17 protein-coding genes are annotated in these 16804 nt (G+C 31.4%); 3 read left to right on the plus strand and 14 right to left on the minus strand.

Annotated elements, in window-relative coordinates:
- Nucleotides 1–3 precede the first annotated feature (3 nt).
- The 5 genes from Q0807_RS05120 to Q0807_RS05140 all read right to left on the minus strand — a co-directional run bounded on the left by Q0807_RS05120 (nucleotide 4) and on the right by Q0807_RS05140 (nucleotide 4118).
- On the minus strand, nucleotides 4–1179 hold the full coding sequence (locus Q0807_RS05120) for an LETM1-related biofilm-associated protein (protein WP_299107148.1): 1176 nt from the start codon (nucleotides 1177–1179) through the stop codon (nucleotides 4–6).
- Between the two features lie 73 nt (nucleotides 1180–1252).
- Nucleotides 1253–1942 (minus strand): DUF4253 domain-containing protein, encoded by a 690-nt coding sequence (locus tag Q0807_RS05125; RefSeq protein WP_299107150.1) that lies wholly within the window; start codon nucleotides 1940–1942, stop codon nucleotides 1253–1255.
- Between the two features lie 27 nt (nucleotides 1943–1969).
- On the minus strand, nucleotides 1970–2512 hold the full coding sequence (locus tag Q0807_RS05130; protein ID WP_299107152.1) for a DinB family protein: 543 nt from the start codon (nucleotides 2510–2512) through the stop codon (nucleotides 1970–1972).
- 134 nt (nucleotides 2513–2646) lie between these two features.
- Nucleotides 2647–3231, minus strand: coding sequence for a hypothetical protein (locus Q0807_RS05135; RefSeq protein ID WP_299107154.1), 585 nt, complete (start codon nucleotides 3229–3231; stop codon nucleotides 2647–2649).
- Between the two features lie 257 nt (nucleotides 3232–3488).
- Nucleotides 3489–4118 carry a YceI family protein gene (locus Q0807_RS05140; protein WP_299107156.1) on the minus strand — a complete coding sequence of 210 codons (630 nt, stop codon included), beginning with the start codon at nucleotides 4116–4118 and terminating at the stop codon, nucleotides 3489–3491.
- Nucleotides 4119–4264: 146 nt separating this feature from the next.
- On the opposite strand from Q0807_RS05140, the gene hemN reads away from it, so the two are divergent.
- Both hemN and Q0807_RS05150 read left to right on the plus strand, forming a co-directional pair.
- Nucleotides 4265–5629, plus strand: coding sequence for an oxygen-independent coproporphyrinogen III oxidase (gene hemN, locus Q0807_RS05145; protein WP_299107159.1), 1365 nt, complete (start codon nucleotides 4265–4267; stop codon nucleotides 5627–5629).
- A gap of 91 nt (nucleotides 5630–5720) precedes the next feature.
- Nucleotides 5721–6554 carry a universal stress protein gene (locus Q0807_RS05150; protein WP_299107161.1) on the plus strand — a complete coding sequence of 278 codons (834 nt, stop codon included), beginning with the start codon at nucleotides 5721–5723 and terminating at the stop codon, nucleotides 6552–6554.
- 106 nt (nucleotides 6555–6660) lie between these two features.
- On the opposite strand, the gene Q0807_RS05155 is transcribed toward Q0807_RS05150, so the two are convergent.
- From Q0807_RS05155 to Q0807_RS05195, 9 genes are all read right to left on the minus strand, one after another.
- Nucleotides 6661–7236, minus strand: coding sequence for a hypothetical protein (locus tag Q0807_RS05155; RefSeq protein WP_299107163.1), 576 nt, complete (start codon nucleotides 7234–7236; stop codon nucleotides 6661–6663).
- Nucleotides 7237–7304: 68 nt separating this feature from the next.
- Entirely contained in the window at nucleotides 7305–8006 is a 702-nt protein-coding gene (locus Q0807_RS05160; RefSeq protein ID WP_299107165.1) for a sulfite exporter TauE/SafE family protein, read from the minus strand.
- On the minus strand, nucleotides 8007–8453 hold the full coding sequence (locus tag Q0807_RS05165; protein ID WP_299107167.1) for a FixH family protein: 447 nt from the start codon (nucleotides 8451–8453) through the stop codon (nucleotides 8007–8009).
- 89 nt (nucleotides 8454–8542) lie between these two features.
- Complete coding sequence (ccoG, locus tag Q0807_RS05170) at nucleotides 8543–9967, minus strand: cytochrome c oxidase accessory protein CcoG (protein WP_299107169.1); 1425 nt, start codon at nucleotides 9965–9967, stop codon at nucleotides 8543–8545.
- Between the two features lie 22 nt (nucleotides 9968–9989).
- Entirely contained in the window at nucleotides 9990–10964 is a 975-nt protein-coding gene (locus Q0807_RS05175) for a cbb3-type cytochrome c oxidase N-terminal domain-containing protein (RefSeq protein WP_299107171.1), read from the minus strand.
- Nucleotides 10961–11146: a CcoQ/FixQ family Cbb3-type cytochrome c oxidase assembly chaperone gene (locus Q0807_RS05180; RefSeq protein ID WP_299107173.1), complete on the minus strand. Its 186-nt coding sequence runs from the start codon at nucleotides 11144–11146 to the stop codon at nucleotides 10961–10963. The genes Q0807_RS05175 and Q0807_RS05180 overlap by 4 nt, the downstream gene beginning before the upstream one ends.
- A gap of 6 nt (nucleotides 11147–11152) precedes the next feature.
- Nucleotides 11153–13351, minus strand: coding sequence for a cytochrome-c oxidase, cbb3-type subunit I (gene ccoN / locus Q0807_RS05185; RefSeq protein ID WP_299107175.1), 2199 nt, complete (start codon nucleotides 13349–13351; stop codon nucleotides 11153–11155).
- Between the two features lie 10 nt (nucleotides 13352–13361).
- Nucleotides 13362–13547: a cbb3-type cytochrome oxidase assembly protein CcoS gene (gene ccoS, locus Q0807_RS05190; RefSeq protein ID WP_299107177.1), complete on the minus strand. Its 186-nt coding sequence runs from the start codon at nucleotides 13545–13547 to the stop codon at nucleotides 13362–13364.
- A gap of 73 nt (nucleotides 13548–13620) precedes the next feature.
- On the minus strand, nucleotides 13621–15996 hold the full coding sequence (locus Q0807_RS05195; RefSeq protein WP_299107179.1) for a heavy metal translocating P-type ATPase metal-binding domain-containing protein: 2376 nt from the start codon (nucleotides 15994–15996) through the stop codon (nucleotides 13621–13623).
- 106 nt (nucleotides 15997–16102) lie between these two features.
- Here Q0807_RS05195 and Q0807_RS05200 point away from each other — a divergent pair, with 106 nt between their 5' ends.
- The gene (locus Q0807_RS05200; RefSeq protein WP_299107883.1) at nucleotides 16103–16780 is read left to right on the plus strand and encodes a Crp/Fnr family transcriptional regulator; all 678 of its coding nucleotides are present in this window, start codon (nucleotides 16103–16105) and stop codon (nucleotides 16778–16780) included.
- Nucleotides 16781–16804: the final 24 nt, after the last annotated feature.

Raw genomic sequence — 16804 nt, forward strand, 5'->3', positions numbered from 1 at the left:
AACTTATTCTTTATCTTCAATTCTGTTATCATCAAAAGCAGAAGGTAGTAATTTTGGAATAAATTTAATAAAGAGCGGTAAAAGTAACATGCCTCCAGGAAGCATAAAAATAGCTAAACTAGGTATAGACTTAAATATATCTAATAGTTGGGTTTGAATTTTTTTCTGTTCATCATCTGTTAGATTTCGTTGTGTAGATTGCGCCAAAAGTGACATGGCTTCCTTACTTTCAGATAATTCTTTAATTAGTCGTTTACTGTTTCTTGTAATAAGTTTAGAAACAACTTTACTGCTATTATCGTAAAAACTTTGTGCTAAATTTTTAGAACTTAAAAAAGCGACATCATCCTTATGTTCATCATAAAACAAATTAATGTCATTTACAGACTGCGCTATGATATCACTATCAATTGATAAATCATTTTTTAAACGCACTAAGAATTCACGTTCTTCAGTATCAATGATTTTATCAGTCCAAGAAGCCATACATACTAAATCGATAATATATAACTTTTCAAAAGGGTCATTAATAAATGCTACAGCAGCTTTATAAGATGGTAATTCAGAATTTTTATGTCTTATAGAACCTTCAAATAGTTTAACAAGATTTTCATCGTATTCTGTTTTTTCAGATTTGTTATCAATTGCTGAGAACACAATAGTTTCTAGAGCAGATTCTAGGTTGTTTACATAATCTCTAATATCTCTTTCGTCCTTTAAAAAACGTTGATATCCTAAAACATCAACAAACAAAAGTGCATTAATTAAAAAATAATTAAAGTTTTTAGTAATAAAATTATCATCAATGTGAATACGTTTATGAATCATTTTTTCTAGTAAACTATCGGGTGTTTTGTCTCCAAATAATTCTTCAAAAAATGAACGTTTTTGATTACTAATAGCTTTGTAATATCTAATTAAACTATCTATAAAATTTTCATTGGTTTTGTTCTTAGCGTAAACGAAGTAAAAAGTAAGAAGCAGATTGATTTTGCAACGCTCTTCTTCAGTTAAATCAAAGGGTTTAACAATATCTAAGATGACTTTAATGTTACTTCCGTAAATAAATCCAGCTTGTTTTAAACGGTCATAAAATTCGTAGTTATCTGTTTCAGAATATTTGGTTTCTGAAACGTCATCTAGTAATTTTTTTATCCAGCCACTTGCTGATGGATTCATAACATCTACATTAAGAATACAAAGTTAGTTTTTTATGCTAATAAATCACGAATTTATTTTGTAGACAAATTTTTTAATCCCACCATAACCAAAAATACTTAGTGTCTTTATAGTCCTTAATCATTTCATCCATAGAACTATAACCTTGGTCAATAACATCAGGACAAAACTCATAGACTTCAGTTGAAAATTGTGTTATATTTTTTGGAAGCTTATTCATATAAGCATGAATCCTAGCAACGTCAATTACAACAAATTTAAAACCCACTTCAGTATGCCATTCTTTTAATTGTAAAACAATATCGTTGTTGTATTTGTCGTAATTCACACCATTTGTACCAATACGTTTTATGAGTTCAAAAGGGTCAGAACCATCAATAATTACAATATCATAGTATGTATTGTAAGATTCATCAAAGTCCATATTTGTAAGGAATATATAATTATTCCCTTCTATGACTTTATCAGAATATGTATTGAAAATTGCATGTGCTTTTTCATGATTTACAAATTTGAAAACTAATCCTTTATCTAGAATATAATTTTCTTCATTGCCATCTTTATCGTAATTCCAAACTTCTCGATTTAACTGAATTGGTTCTTTATTTATGCTTTTCTTTATGTTAGAAAGAAGTTGTTGGTCTATTATTAATCCATTGGTGGGAATGTCAGTTGATAGACTAATTGAGGCAATATCTGTATTATTTTTATTTTCACAAGAAATAATGCAGAGACAAAGAAGCGAGTAAAATATGTTTTTCATAAGTTTAATGTTGTCAGTCAGTTCAATCTATTGATACAAAACATATCTAGGAGGTACAAGTCCGTTTAATCTTAAATATACAAGCATTTGTCCTCTGTGGTGTGTAATATGGTCAGTAAGTAATAAGAAAATTTGCCTCTTAGATCTTTTCAATCCAAAATAGTCTAACTTGTTATTTAATTGAGAAGTGTCAAATTCTTTAATAAGCTTAATTGCCTCTTCAAAAGTTTGGTTAATTGTTGCAATCATTTGTTTTTTAGATTTCTCAGCAACTTTATAAACGGTATCTGTTTTCCAATCTCTAGATTCTCTTCCTCCTAAAAGCGACAGACTGTGCCAATCTACAGCAAAACCAATATGCAGTAGGTTTTCAGCAAAGGATAACGATTCTGGCGTCGCTTTAAAATTATATTTATCCTCAGGCATCATTTCAGCCACGAGAATTAAATAGTCTCGAGAATTTTCTAAACGTTCTAAATAATCTTCTATAAAAATGTCTTGTTGAGCAAATAGAGGTGAATAGATAGGAGCAAATAGTATGGTTGTGGCTAAAATAAGTAATTGTTTCATATTAAATTTTATAAGGCGTTATCCGTGCTTTTTTACTGTATCACTACAATTAATAACACCTAATTTAGTAAATAATAATCTAATAAGAAATCGCAAAGATTTTAAGCAGTAGGCTAGAGGTAGTTAAATAATCATTATTGATTGGAGTCTTTCTTAATTTCAATTTTATTTAACTCTTCAAAATACTTTCGTCGATTTTTAGATGCGTTTACATCTGTTTTAAATGATTGTCTTATAAGTCTTTCAATTGGTGTATCTATAATTTTTTTATAGTACTCAACATCGACTAAGCTTTTTCTAGCGACTAATGTATATTTGTTTTTGTCAGTATCTAAAGCCTGCTCGTAACTAATCATAGCATTGACTTGGTTAACTGCTTTACCTAATTTTGTTTGCGTTAAACCTATAGAGTAATTATCAATTTTTTCTAATTGTTCTAAACAGGTTTTGGCATAGTCTAATACTGTTTTTTCATATTCAAAGTTTTGAATATTTCTTGGAAGCCAAGTAAAGTAATTAAAATTTGTTTCAATTAATTTTTTAATAGTGAAGCCTGAATATTGCGTAAAGTGTAATTCGCAAGACAAGGAATATTTTCGAGCTCTAGGAACTCCATTATCGTGAGTAACTGCATTGACAGTGAGTTTATCGAAATTCTTATTAGTTTGAAATTCCGATTCAGAATTATTTTTCTTTTTATTTCTAAAAATTGAATTCATAGTTTTTATTTAAGCGACGATTTCCGTTATTATCAACACGTATTTATAAGTATAATATGTTTAGGATATCATCTCTTTTACATCACTGGTTTTATACTTTTCAAGTTAAGTATAAATTGTAGACGTTTATATACGTAGATCTACGTATATTTTAAATTAAAAAACCACCAAGCAACGCTCGGTGGTTTCAAAAATTAATACTTATTGAGTTTATAAAATAGACACAAGTAGATTAGTGTTTTTTACTTTAAAAACTATTATTTTTCACGTAAGTAAGTGTTCACTTCTATAGCGACATCTTCCCAAGTTTTACTAACGCCATCTGCACCTTTATGCAAATCAAAACACACTTTATTTAAGGCTTCTAGAGCGCCTAATGCATTCCAATCTTTAAGATTCATTGTGCCTTTCATACTTACACGTCTTTCGTCCATAATTGTAACTTCTAACGGTAAATCTGCAGTAACACCATTCATTGTAATTTTTGCAGAATGCTTGTTCTCAGCAAACTTAATTTTACCTTTTAAAAATTCGGTATCTAACATAGATCCAAAAAATGAAGCTTTAAGCTTCGCATCTCTAGAGTCATCTTTAGTAAATAAACTACTCACAGGAATTGAGAATTCTAGATTATGTAAAGCTTCTTCTACAGTTGCGCCTTCTTTTTCATCAAAATTTAAAGTCGCAAACTCACCACCAACTGGTACTTTTTCTGTTGTTTTATAAGCAGTCCACTTTACAGTAGTTGCTTCTGGTTTAACAATGTATTTAACAGTGTTTTCAACTGTTTCGGTTGTTTCGGTTGTCGCTTCTTTTTTGTCGTCTTTACAAGAAGTAATAACTAATGCAACAACAAAGAGTAATGATAAAAATTTAGTGCTTTTCATGGTTTTTTTTATTTAAGTAAAGTTAATCATATAACTGCGTTTGTGCAAGTGAGAAGTGCTTCTTAAGCTGTTAATTTTAACTCGTATGATAAATATCATATTTTAAATCCTAGTCTTCAACTAATTTTGATTCCTTTAAAATAGGTATGAGTCAAACATTAATTCAAAAGTATAATGTTGCAGGTCCTCGTTATACGAGTTACCCAACAGTTCCATATTGGGACTTAGATACATTCTCTTTAGCAGAGTGGAAGGCATCTTTAAAGCGTTCGTTTGAGGAAAGTAATTCTTCAGAAGGTATTAGTCTTTATATTCATTTGCCCTTTTGCGAAAGTCTCTGCACTTTTTGTGGTTGCCATAAACGTATTACTAAACGACACGAGGTAGAATCTCCTTATATAAAAGCGGTATTACAAGAGTGGAATTTATACTGTAAGCTTTTAGGTGAAAAACCCAAAATTAAAGAATTGCATTTAGGTGGTGGTACACCTACTTTTTTCTCACCAGAGCATCTTAATTATTTAATTTCAGAATTATTAAAAGTTTCTGATTTAGCAGATGATTATGAGTTTAGTTTTGAAGGGCATCCTAATAATACTACAGAAGAACATTTACAAACCTTGTTTGATTTAGGTTTTAGACGTGTAAGTTTTGGAGTACAAGATTATAATATTAAAGTACAGATTGCGATACATAGAATTCAGCCTTTTGAAAACGTAAAACGTGTTACAGATTTGGCTCGTAAAATTGGTTATACATCAGTAGGGCACGATATTATTTTTGGTTTACCATTTCAAACCGAAGCTGATGTAATAGAAACTATTAATAAAACCGAAGCTTTAATGCCAGATCGTATTGCTTTTTATAGCTATGCTCATGTGCCTTGGATAAAAGGAAATGGTCAGCGTGGTTTTAATGATAATGATTTACCAACGGCAGAATCTAAACGTAAACAGTACGAAACTGGTAAAAAACATTTTGAAGCTGCAGGTTATGTAGAAATAGGGATGGACCATTTTGCATTAAAAACGGATTCGTTATACAAAGCCATTAAAAACGAAACACTTCATCGTAATTTTATGGGGTATACAGACTCTAAAACACAAGCTATGATTGGTTTAGGAGTGTCTTCTATAAGCGATAGTTGGTATGGTTTTGCTCAAAATGTAAAATCTATTGAAGAGTATTACCATTTAATTGAAGAGAGCATAATTCCGGTATTTAAAGGTCATATTTTAAACGCCGAAGATTTAATTATTAGAAAGCACATACTTAATCTAATGTGTAATTTTAGAACATCTTGGACTAATACCGAATTGTTGTTTGAAGAATTACCAGAAGTACTTATTAAATTAAAAGAGTTTGAATTAGATGGCTTACTTAAATTTGAAACGAAGCAAGTAACCGTTGCAGAAAAAGGGAAACCTTTTATTAGAAATATATGCATGGCTTTTGATGTTTTGTTACAACGAAAAAAGCCTGAAACAAAGTTGTTTTCTATGACAATTTAAATATTAGCAAAAGATAATAATAACACCAAGATTAACAAATTGCAATGTGTTTTTGGATTAAAAAGCATCATCAAATTAAAAATAAATAATAATGGAAAAAATAATTGTACCAATAGATTTTTCGGAACATTCAGAATTTGCACTAGAAGCTGCAGCAAGTTTAGCACAGAAATTCGGTTCTGAACTTATTGTATTACACATGCTTGAATTGTCAAATGCCATTATATCTTCTGCTAGTGATACCTTGAGTCAAGAAGCTGTATTTTACTTAAAACTAGCAGAACAAAAATTTGAAGGTTTTTTAGATAAACCTTACTTAGAGAATATTAAGTTAACACCAATTGTTAAGCATTTTAAAGTATGGAGTGAGGTTAATGATGTCGCAACTGAGCATAATGCAAGTCTTATTATTATGGGTTCACAAGGTGCTAGTGGATTAAAAGAAGTCTTAATAGGCTCTAATACAGAAAAAGTTGTAAGACATTCTGATGTGCCTGTTTTAGTTATAAAGCATAACCCAATTTTGTTAGATTTTGAAAATGTTGTGTTTGCATGTGATTTTTCGGAAGAAGCTGTTGATCCATATTTAAATGCAAAAACAACTTTAGATAAACTTGGTGCAAAGATGCATTTAGTATACGTTAATTCTCCAGATGGTAACTTTAAAAGTTCTTCTGAAATAGACAAAAAAGTGGCCGATTTCTTAAAAAAGGCAGATGGAAATTTAGACAGTTTAAATACTGTAAATGTGGTTTCAGATTATTCAATAGAAAAAGGAATCCTAAATTTTGCTAATGTTATTGGTGCAGATTTAATAGCTGTAGCTACACATGGTAGAAAAGGGTTGTCGCATTTCTTTGAAGGCAGTGTGTCTGAGGATATTGCAAATCATTCTACCTTACCAGTAATGACCTTTAAAATTTAATTTTAGATGGTGCTATAGAATTTAGTTAGTGTTTATAATATAGCATCACATTAAAAACGCCAAAGGTTTAGTTCTTTGGCGTTTTAGTTTTAGTCGTTATTTGGTTTTAGAATTTATATCCAATTCTTAAATGAAGATTTAACGCGAGCATATTATTATTATATTTAATATAAACGTTTTTTTCTTTGAAAAAGTGGATATACCCTAATCCAATACCAGTTTCATAGTTAAAATGTTTACCAATATTTCTGCGAATTCCCCAAGTAGGAACTATAGAAAGATCACTTATAAAGTTGGTGTTATTTGGGATGTCACCAATAATAAGATCTGGATGGTAACTTGTTTTAATAGAGATAAAATTTCCGCTATTACCGTCTATTCGTCTCGACTTAGAAACTCTTTTGTTGAGGTTGTAATACCATCTTGGTTCTAGGGTTATAACAGGAACTAAAATAAAAAAAGAACCATCATTAAAATTATCACCAAAAGCGCCAGCATCAAACCCTAATTCAGCTCTAAGAGCAATTGAGTTTGAAAGTTTATATTCACTATGTGCCCAAATACCTAACAAACCTGTTTGGATACCAGAAGTCGAGTTTTCGACACTAGCATCTTGGTTTTGTTGTGCTGTTGAAGTTAAAATAGAGGTAATTAAAGCTAATAGAAATAATGTCTTTTTCATTTTGATTGATTTATTGATAAAGCTAATATAACAATAATCACTTCAGAATGTAAGAATTTATTTATGATTTAGTGGCATTCAATGGCGCTTGTCGCTGTTTCTATAATTGGAGCAGGAGAGACATAAGGAATACCTAAGCCCAAACCTCTAAGAATAAATAGTAATCCAATAACAACGACAAAAGCCGGAATAGCTTTTTGGATACGTTGCTTTATAGTACTATTTAAAAACTTACCCAAGTAGATAGCTGTGGTCATTAATGGTATTGTACCTAACCCAAATAGAATCATATACAAACTACCTTCTACTAAGCTACCGGTAGCAATAGCACCAAATACAGCCATATAAACTAAGCCACATGGTAAAAAACCATTAAGAAAACCAATAGTTAAAAATGTATCTGCAGTTTTCTTTTTTAGTGCTTTACCTAAAGATGATTTAATTTTAGATATAAATTTATAAAGTGGTTTTGAAAGGTTGTATTTTCCGATTGTTTTATGAGGTAAAAGAATAATTACAATCATTAAAACACCAATTACAATTGAGAGTTGTTGTTGTATGCCAAAAATGTAGAAGCTTTTGCCAAGAAGGCCAAAAACTAATCCGATAATGCTGTATGCGAGTAGTCTACCAAAGTGATAGATCGCAATCTGGCTTACTTTTTTAAAAGAATTGTAGCGATCCACTGGCAACATAAAGGCAATTGGGCCACACATACCAACACAGTGTAAACTCCCTAATAAGCCTAATATGAGAGCCGAAACTAACATTTAATAATTGATTTCTTTTTTATAAAGATAAGAATTAGTGTTATATTTCCAGTCTATTTTAAGGTTCCAACGACCATCCAACAAGCGTTTGTCAGGTATGAGCAAATTATGGTTAGACAATGAAATTGGAGTTTCAAAATCTAATTGCTTGTTAGATGGTCTGTATAGGAACACTTTTCCTTCAATATTTTTATAATCTAAATTTTTTGGGAATGTGATTTGAATACCGTCTTTGGTTTTTTTCCAAGTAATATTAGTGCTTAGCGTTTTTGAATGTTCTTCTTTATCAATATCATGCTGAAACTCTAGTTCTTGTCCATAATAGTCTTCAACTACTAAATCATGGTCATACTTTTTATTCGTACTCATACTTATAACAAAGTACATTATAAATGAAATAAAACATACAAATGCTATTACTACTGCTGTTCCCCAATTTATTTTCATAATTCAACTTCCCAAAAGGGAATCTCCATGTTTTAATTTTATAATTCTGAAAATATGTTTTCAGAATCTTAATATCCCTTTAAGCCTCGCTAATTAAAACTTCTAGGACCTAAGAACGTTACAGATGTGGTTTCAATTAATTCACCGTTACTGTAAAGGTCAATCATTACATCGTTTTTATCGCCAGATAAATCACTTTGTTTAAGCTCAATAAATAAAGTGCCTTCTGCTATGCCTTGAGCATCAACTTTGAAAGTCTCTGAAGTAGATACAACGTCTATTGAACCATCCCAACCTCTTAACTTAAAGGTTAAATCGTCTATATCTTTAGATGTTTTATTAACTAATTTAAAAGTGTAAACATTACTAATTATACCATTATCTTTATGTTCAAATAATTGACCTGGTAAACGTAATATTCTTGCTTCAACATCACTTCTCAGTAATAGCATACCTGCTAAAATCCCTATTAAAATAGTGAGTACAGATATGTAACCTTTCATACGAGCCGTTATTTTAAAAGGCTCTTTTTTCTCAATTTCATCTTCACTAGCAAAACGAATTAAACCTTTGGGAAGATTTATGCTTTCCATAATATGGTCGCATTCATCTATACAAGCGGTACAATTAACACATTCTAATTGCGTTCCATTTCTAATGTCAATACCAGTAGGACAAACGTTAACACATTGATTACAATCAATACAATCACCATTTCCTAAAGCTTCTCGATCTTCATTTTTTCTGAATTTCTTTCTACCGTTTTCTGCTTCTCCACGTTTGTAATCGTATGCGACAACTATAGATTTATTATCTAAAAGAACACCTTGTAAACGGCCGTAAGGACATGCTATGATGCATACTTGCTCTCTAAACCAAGCAAAAACAAAGTAAAATACAGCTGTAAATATTAGTAGCGGAATAAGTGTACCTGTGTGTTCAAATGGACCTTCGGTAATATATTTTAGTAATTTATCTCCTCCAATTAAATAGGCTAAAAATACATTAGCAATTACAAAGGAAATCACTAAAAATATAAACCATTTTAGTACTCGTTTTCTAATTTTATCTGCGTCCCATTTTTGGCGTTGTAAACGCATTTGTTTGTTACGATCACCATCTATCCAATATTCTATTCGTCTAAAGACCATTTCTAAAAAGATAGTCTGAGGACAAATCCAACCACAAAAAACACGTCCAAAACCTACTGTAAACAAGGTAATGAAAACAACACCTATCAACATTGAAATTACAAATAGATAGAAATCTTGTGGCCAAAACGGAAAACCAAAAATATTGAAACGCCTTTCTAAAATATTAAATAAAAGAAATTGATTGCCATTTATTTTTATGAAAGGTGCAGCTAGTAAAAATGCTAATAAGAAATAGCTAACTATTTTGCGTTTTTCATATAATGGACCAGAAGGTTTTTTGGGAAATACCCATTTACGTTTACCTTCTTCATCAATGGTACCAATTGAATCTCTAAATATTTCTTTGTCTGGCGTTTCCATTTTTCTTTTTTAATAACTCTTATTAGTTATTAGATACTACATTTTCAACAGTTTCAGTTACTTCATCAATAGTAGTATTGTTATTCTCTTCTGTCGCATCTGATTTAGGACTTTCAGCACCTTCTTCTACCCAAATATCGCCTTCTGCAGCTTTAGGTTCAGCAGGTGTTGTACCTTGAAAACTTAAAACGTAACTAGCAACCTGAGCCATTTCTAGAGGTTTTAATTCAGATTTCCATGATACCATACCTTTACCATCTCGTCCACCTTCAGAAATAGTTTTGAAGACATTTTTAATACCTCCACCTAAAATCCAGTGTTGGTCAGTTAAGTTAGGTCCAATTCCACCACCACCATCAGCTTTATGACAAGCAACACAGTTAGCTTCGAAGGTTTTTTTACCAGCATTTAAATCTGCTGTTTCAGTTAAAAGTTCTACCGTGTTAAAATCAACTAAGCCTTTAGCAGTTTTTTTATACTCTTCTATTGCTGCATTTGCTTCAGCATATTCAATCTCATATTCAACAAATTGATTATCTGCATTTAGTACATGATAACGTACCATATAAATAACCGCAAATACTATTGAGATATAAAAGCTATATACCCACCATGGTGGTAAATTATTATCTAATTCTTTGATGCCATCGTAATTATGGTCTAATATAATTTCGCTTTCTTCTTCAATCGCTTTTTGCTTACCAACGAGTTTTGTATAAAGTGCTTTTACTTTAGTAAATTGTGGTGTTTTAGTTCTTGATGCTTCGTATCGTTTTTTTCCTTCTTCATCTAAACTTTGATAAAGAATATTGTCCATAGAACTAACAATACCTTCAATTGCAATTAGTACTAGTAATACTAATAATAAGAACAATAAAATAATTGGCTGCTCAATAAAAGCGGGTTTATCTCCTGAGTCTACAAAGTATTCAACAAGTCCGGCAATAGCAAAAAAGATTACAGGTACTCTAATGTATGATGGAATTAAATGTCTCATATTTCGGTGTCGTTTTGGTTGTCTAATGGTATATTACTAACAGTTGTTATATAGTCTTTCTTAGCCGTTATTACCCAGTAGAATAACACAACAAAGAAAACAAAAAAGATAAGAAGTGATATCATTGGGTATATTTCTATACCTGTGATACTTTCCATATGGTTTTTTACAAATTTTAACATGGTTTCTTAGTTTTGAACAGTTTCGTCTATAATATCTTTAACTTTAATATCAGTACCAAGTCGCTGTAAATAAGCAATCATCGCTACGATTTCTCTATTTCGCATTTCTACGAAATCTTCACCAGACGCTGCTTTGTCTGCCTCATAAGAGGCTACAAAATCAGGGTCGTTATATAGACTTTTCTCAATTTTAGTTCCTTGTTCTAACATTGCTGCTTGAGCATTAGCTATATCTTCTTCTGTATATGGAACACCTAAAGTTACCATTACTTCCATTTTCTTTTCGGTATCAGATTTGTCCAATTCGTTTCTAATTAACCATTGGTAAGCTGGCATAATAGAACCTGTAGAAATACCTTGAGGATCATACATGTGGTTAAAGTGCCAGTTATCTGAATACTTTCCACCAACTCTATGTAAATCTGGTCCAGTACGTTTACTTCCCCAAAGGAATGGGTGATCGTATACAAACTCTCCGGCTTTAGAATATTCTCCGTAACGTTCTACTTCTGATCTAAACGGACGTACCATTTGGGAGTGACAACCCACACAACCTTCTCTAATGTAAAGATCTCTACCTTCTAATTCTAAAGGTGTATATGGTTTAACACTACTAATAGTAGGAATGTTAGATTTTACAACAATCGTAGGTATAATCTGTACAACACCACCAATTAAAATAGCAATTGTTGCGTAGATTGTTAATAATACTGGCTTACGCTCTAACCAAGTGTGCCATCCTTCACCTGCAACACGACTTTTAGATACACGTTTTAAAGCTGGTGCTTCTGCAAGTTCATCTGTTACTTTATGATCAGATTTTGCGATAGTCATTATTACATTGTATACTAATATTAACATACCGGTAAGGTATAATGTACCACCAATAGCACGCATCCAATACATTGGCATAATTTCAGTAACAGTTTCTAAGAAGTTACCGTAAACTAAAGTACCATCTGGATTAAATTGTTTCCACATACTTGCTTGTGCAAAACCAGCAACATACAATGGTAATGCATAAAGCATAATACCTAAAGTGCCTATCCAAAAGTGAACGTTTGCTAAACCAATAGAGAAAAGTTTAGTTTTAAATAATCTTGGGATTAACCAATATATCATACCAAAGGCTAAGAAACCATTCCAAGCTAATGCTCCAACGTGAACGTGAGCAATAATCCAATCCGTAAAGTGCGCAATAGCATTTACGTTTTTAAGAGATAGCATTGGTCCTTCAAATGTAGCCATACCATAACCAGTAATAGCTACAACCATAAACTTTAAAACTGGGTCAGTACGGACTTTATCCCAAGCACCACGCAAGGTTAATAATCCGTTAATCATTCCACCCCAAGAAGGCATCAATAACATTACAGAGAATGCTACACCTAAGTGTTGAGCCCATTCTGGTAAAGCTGTATATAGCAAGTGGTGAGGTCCTGCCCAAATATATATGAAGATTAATGACCAAAAGTGAACTATAGATAATCTATAAGAGTAAACAGGTCTATTTGCTGCTTTAGGAACAAAATAATACATTAAACCTAAGAAAGGAGTTGTAAGGAAAAATGCAACCGCATTATGTCCGTACCACCATTGCACCAAGGCATCTTGTACTCCTGCATAAACTGAATAACTTTTCATACCTGTAAAACTCACAGGAATTTCTAAACTATTAAATATATGAAGTACAGCTACCGTTACAAATGTAGCAATGTAAAACCAAATTGCTACATATAAGTGACGTTGACGACGCTTAAGCATTGTACCAATTAAGTTAATACCAAAAGCTACCCAAATTAAAGCAATAGCAATATCAAAAGGCCATTCTAATTCAGCATATTCTTTAGATGTTGAATATCCAAGTGGCAGTGTTATTGCTGCACCGACTATAATAAGTTGCCAACCCCAAAAATTGATATTACTCAATAAATCACTAAACATCCTCGCTTTTAATAAACGTTGAGTAGAATAGTAGACTCCTGCAAAAATAGCATTACCTACAAAGGCAAAGATTACTGCATTGGTATGTAATGGTCTTAATCGACCAAAACTTAACCAAGAGATACCATCAGTCATGTTTGGGAATAAAAACATAAAGGCAAGTAGAAGTCCTACAAGCATTCCAACCACACCAAAAACAATAGTGGCATAGAGGAATTTTTTAACGATTTTATTATCGTAATAGAATTGTTGCATTTCCATATAAAAAAAATTAGTCGGTTTTAGTTTGTATTGATGTATTAGGTTTTTCTTTTACTAACTCGTCTTCAAAAAGCATTCGTACAGATGGTGTATAGTCATCATCGTATTGGCCAGACCTTACTGCTATTATAAAAATAACAAAGAAAGTCACGCCAACGATTACGCTAACAGTTAACAAAATATAAATAACACTCATACCTATTGAAGTTATGGCCCAAAAATAATATTGAACCTTGTCTTAAAACATGACATTTATCATATTGAATAATTTATTTTAATTTTCTTCCTAAAATATTAGTAACAATTGTGGTGAATACAACGATACTAATAGAACTTAAAGGCATTAAGATTGCGGCAACCACAGGTTCTAATTGTCCGGTTACGGCAAAGTATAATCCAATAACATTATAAAAAAATGAAAGTAAAAAGCTCCATTTGATAATCTTTATTACTGATTTAGAAGCCGTTATGTATGAAAACAATTCCTCAAATTTTGTAGCATCTAAAATGGCATCACAAGCAGGAGAGAAAACGTTTACATCTTCAGATATAGCGATACCAACGTCACTTTGTGCTAATGCTCCAGCATCGTTTAATCCATCTCCAATCATTAATACTTTTGCACCTTCGGATTGATGATATTTTATAAAATCTAGTTTGTCTTCTGGTTTCTGATTAAAAATTAATTTGGTTTTAGCTGGAAGCATTTTTTTTAAGTTTTCGCGTTCACCTTCATTATCACCAGAGAGAATAACCAAATCAAATTGCTGTTTTAATTGATTGAATAATTTTGAAACACCTTTTCTATAGCTATTGTAAAATGTGAATTTTCCTTTGTAAACGTTGTTACTACTAACATGAACGGTAGTATTTAAAACAGCTGAATTATTAGGGTTTCCTACAAAACTAGCGGAACCAATTTTCATGTTTATAGCATTATGTTTTACTTCAATGCCTTTACCTATGTGCTCTTCAAAAGCATCAAGCGTGACAATATTGTTTTCTTGTAAAACATTATATAATGTTCTACTTAAAGGATGATTAGAGCCTCTAAGTGAGTTTTTAAGAACTAGATTTTCAGAATCAGATAACAAATCACCATCATACTCTGCATCACTATCTTTATTAGACGTAATAGTTCCGGTTTTATCAAATATAATCGTATTTATTTGGGCAAGTTGCTCAATAACACTTGCATTTTTTACATAGAATTTTTGTTTACCAAATATTCTTAAAAGGTTTCCAAAAGTAAAAGGTGCAGAAAGAGCAATAGCACAAGGGCAAGCTATAATTAATACAGCTGTAAAAACATTCATCGCCTTTGTACTATCTGTAAATAGCCAAAAAACGGTTGCTATCACTGAAACACTTAAAATGGCAATAGTGAAATGTTTGCTTATAGTATTGGTGATATTGGTAAAGCCATCTTCTTTGTTTTTATTAAAAACATCGTTACTCCATAACTGTGTGAGGTAACTTTGTTCAACAGATTTTATAGCTTCCATTTCAATAACACCATTGGTTTGTTTACCACCAGCAAAGAGTTTGTCGCCAGATTGTTTGGAAATTGTTTGTGATTCTCCTGTAACAAAACTGTAATCTATTTTAGCTTTTCCGTTAATTAAAACACCGTCTACAGGGATTAATTCTTCATTCCGAATTAAAATACGGTCACCTTTTTCAATATCATAAACCTGAATCGTTTCTTCAAAACCATCCTTATTAATCTTTGTAATAGCAATAGGGAAGTAAGATTTGTAATCGCGCTCAAAGGATAAAAAATCGTATGTTTTCTGCTGAAAAAACTTACCAACTAACAGGAAGAAAACCAAACCAGCAAGACTATCAAAAAATCCAGAACCTAAGTCAAAAATAATTTCGATAGTACTCCTAATAAATAAGACTGAAATTCCTAATGCAATAGGGACATCAATATTTAGAAGTTTTGTCCTTAATCCTTTAAATGCTGAAATAAAATAATCTTGAGCAGAATAAAATACAATAGGAAGCGAGAGAGCAAACATTAACCATCTAAACAAGGGTTTGTATTGCTCTAACCAATATTCGTTCACTTCAAAATACTCAGGAAATGATAAAAACATAATATTACCAAAACCAAAAGCGGCAACACCAAGTTTATAAATTAAGGTTCTATTAATATGCTGTTTTCCCGATTTAAAATCCTCTAAACTTATATACGGTTCATAACCAATAGAACTTAATAATAGGACTACAGATTTAAGATTAGTAGTTTCAGAATTGTATGTAACTCTTACCGTTTTCTTACCAAAGTTAACTTGAGAATCTGAAATGTTAGGATTAAGTTTGTTAAGGTTTTCTAATATCCAAATACAAGAACTACAGTGAATATGCGGAATATATAAGGTTGCAATTTCAATTGAATCACTTTGGAATTCTGTAAGTTTTTCTATGATGTTTTCTTGAGATAAAAAATCGTATTTACCTTCAATCTCTTTTGGAATTGCACCAGGTGAATTCTGTAAATCGTAATAACACGTTAAATCGTTCTCGTTAAAAATTTCGAAAACGGTTTTACAGCCATTACAACAGAATGATTTCTCCTGAAAACGTATAGGATGACTACCACAGTCATCGCCACAGTGAAAACAAGTATTGTTTTCCATATTAAAATTTGCTCTATTATACCTATAACAAAGGTCATACAATATAGTATTTTAATCTATGATATTTGTCATGTTTTGATTAACTTTGAAATCAATAGTTTCTGCAATGAGTAAGTGTGATCAGTGTATTATTAAACAATTTAATTCTTTAAGAGCCTTAGGGAAAGATGATTTAATTCGTATTTCAGGATGTAAAACATCGAGGTTTGTTAATAAAGGCGAGGTGATTTTTAGAGAAGGTGAGAGTATTAATGGCGTTTATTGTATTAAGGATGGTGTTTGCAAACTATCTAAACTAAGTTCTAACGGAAAAGACCAGATAGTAAAATTGGTCGTTAGAGGTGACTTAATAGGGCAACGTTCTCTAGTTTCTGATGAGAAATCGAACCTTACTGCCATTGCCTTAAATGATATGGAAGTATGTTTTATTCCTAAGAATGAAATTATGCACGACTTAACAAATAATGCGAAATTTTCTTTAGATATGCTTCAGGAAATGGCAAAAGAGTTGAAGTCAGCAGACAATATTATTGTGGATATGGCTCAGAATTCGGTTAAACAACGATTGGCTGATGTCTTAATTTATCTAAATGAAACGTTTGATAAAGATGAAAACGGTTTCTTAAAGGTTGTTTTGTCTAGAGAAGATTATGCTAACCTGGTTGGTACAGCAACAGAGTCTGCCATCAGAATTTTATCTCAGTTTAAAAAAGGTGGTTTGATTTCTACAACAGGAAAACACGTAAAGATTGAAGATTTAGAAGGTTTAAAACGTGTTGAGTAATACGCTTTAAACAATAAGACTTAA

The sequence above is a fragment of the uncultured Winogradskyella sp. genome (assembly GCF_947495255.1).
Classification (GTDB): Bacteria; Bacteroidota; Bacteroidia; order Flavobacteriales; family Flavobacteriaceae; genus Winogradskyella.

Excerpts from the sequence above, each read along its gene's own strand:
- Q0807_RS05120 (WP_299107148.1), bottom strand. The coding sequence starts at position 1,179 with ATGAATCCATCAGCAAGTGGCTGGATAAAAAAATTACTAGATGACGTT.
- Q0807_RS05125 (WP_299107150.1), bottom strand. The coding sequence starts at position 1,942 with ATGAAAAACATATTTTACTCGCTTCTTTGTCTCTGCATTATTTCTTGT.
- Q0807_RS05130 (WP_299107152.1), bottom strand. The coding sequence starts at position 2,512 with ATGAAACAATTACTTATTTTAGCCACAACCATACTATTTGCTCCTATC.
- Q0807_RS05135 (WP_299107154.1), bottom strand. The coding sequence starts at position 3,231 with ATGAATTCAATTTTTAGAAATAAAAAGAAAAATAATTCTGAATCGGAA.
- Q0807_RS05140 (WP_299107156.1), bottom strand. The coding sequence starts at position 4,118 with ATGAAAAGCACTAAATTTTTATCATTACTCTTTGTTGTTGCATTAGTT.
- hemN (WP_299107159.1), top strand. The coding sequence starts at position 4,265 with ATGAGTCAAACATTAATTCAAAAGTATAATGTTGCAGGTCCTCGTTAT.
- Q0807_RS05150 (WP_299107161.1), top strand. The coding sequence starts at position 5,721 with ATGGAAAAAATAATTGTACCAATAGATTTTTCGGAACATTCAGAATTT.
- Q0807_RS05155 (WP_299107163.1), bottom strand. The coding sequence starts at position 7,236 with ATGAAAAAGACATTATTTCTATTAGCTTTAATTACCTCTATTTTAACT.
- Q0807_RS05160 (WP_299107165.1), bottom strand. The coding sequence starts at position 8,006 with ATGTTAGTTTCGGCTCTCATATTAGGCTTATTAGGGAGTTTACACTGT.
- Q0807_RS05165 (WP_299107167.1), bottom strand. The coding sequence starts at position 8,453 with ATGAAAATAAATTGGGGAACAGCAGTAGTAATAGCATTTGTATGTTTT.
- ccoG (WP_299107169.1), bottom strand. The coding sequence starts at position 9,967 with ATGGAAACGCCAGACAAAGAAATATTTAGAGATTCAATTGGTACCATT.
- Q0807_RS05175 (WP_299107171.1), bottom strand. The coding sequence starts at position 10,964 with ATGAGACATTTAATTCCATCATACATTAGAGTACCTGTAATCTTTTTT.
- Q0807_RS05180 (WP_299107173.1), bottom strand. The coding sequence starts at position 11,146 with ATGTTAAAATTTGTAAAAAACCATATGGAAAGTATCACAGGTATAGAA.
- ccoN (WP_299107175.1), bottom strand. The coding sequence starts at position 13,351 with ATGGAAATGCAACAATTCTATTACGATAATAAAATCGTTAAAAAATTC.
- ccoS (WP_299107177.1), bottom strand. The coding sequence starts at position 13,547 with ATGAGTGTTATTTATATTTTGTTAACTGTTAGCGTAATCGTTGGCGTG.
- Q0807_RS05195 (WP_299107179.1), bottom strand. The coding sequence starts at position 15,996 with ATGGAAAACAATACTTGTTTTCACTGTGGCGATGACTGTGGTAGTCAT.
- Q0807_RS05200 (WP_299107883.1), top strand. The coding sequence starts at position 16,103 with ATGAGTAAGTGTGATCAGTGTATTATTAAACAATTTAATTCTTTAAGA.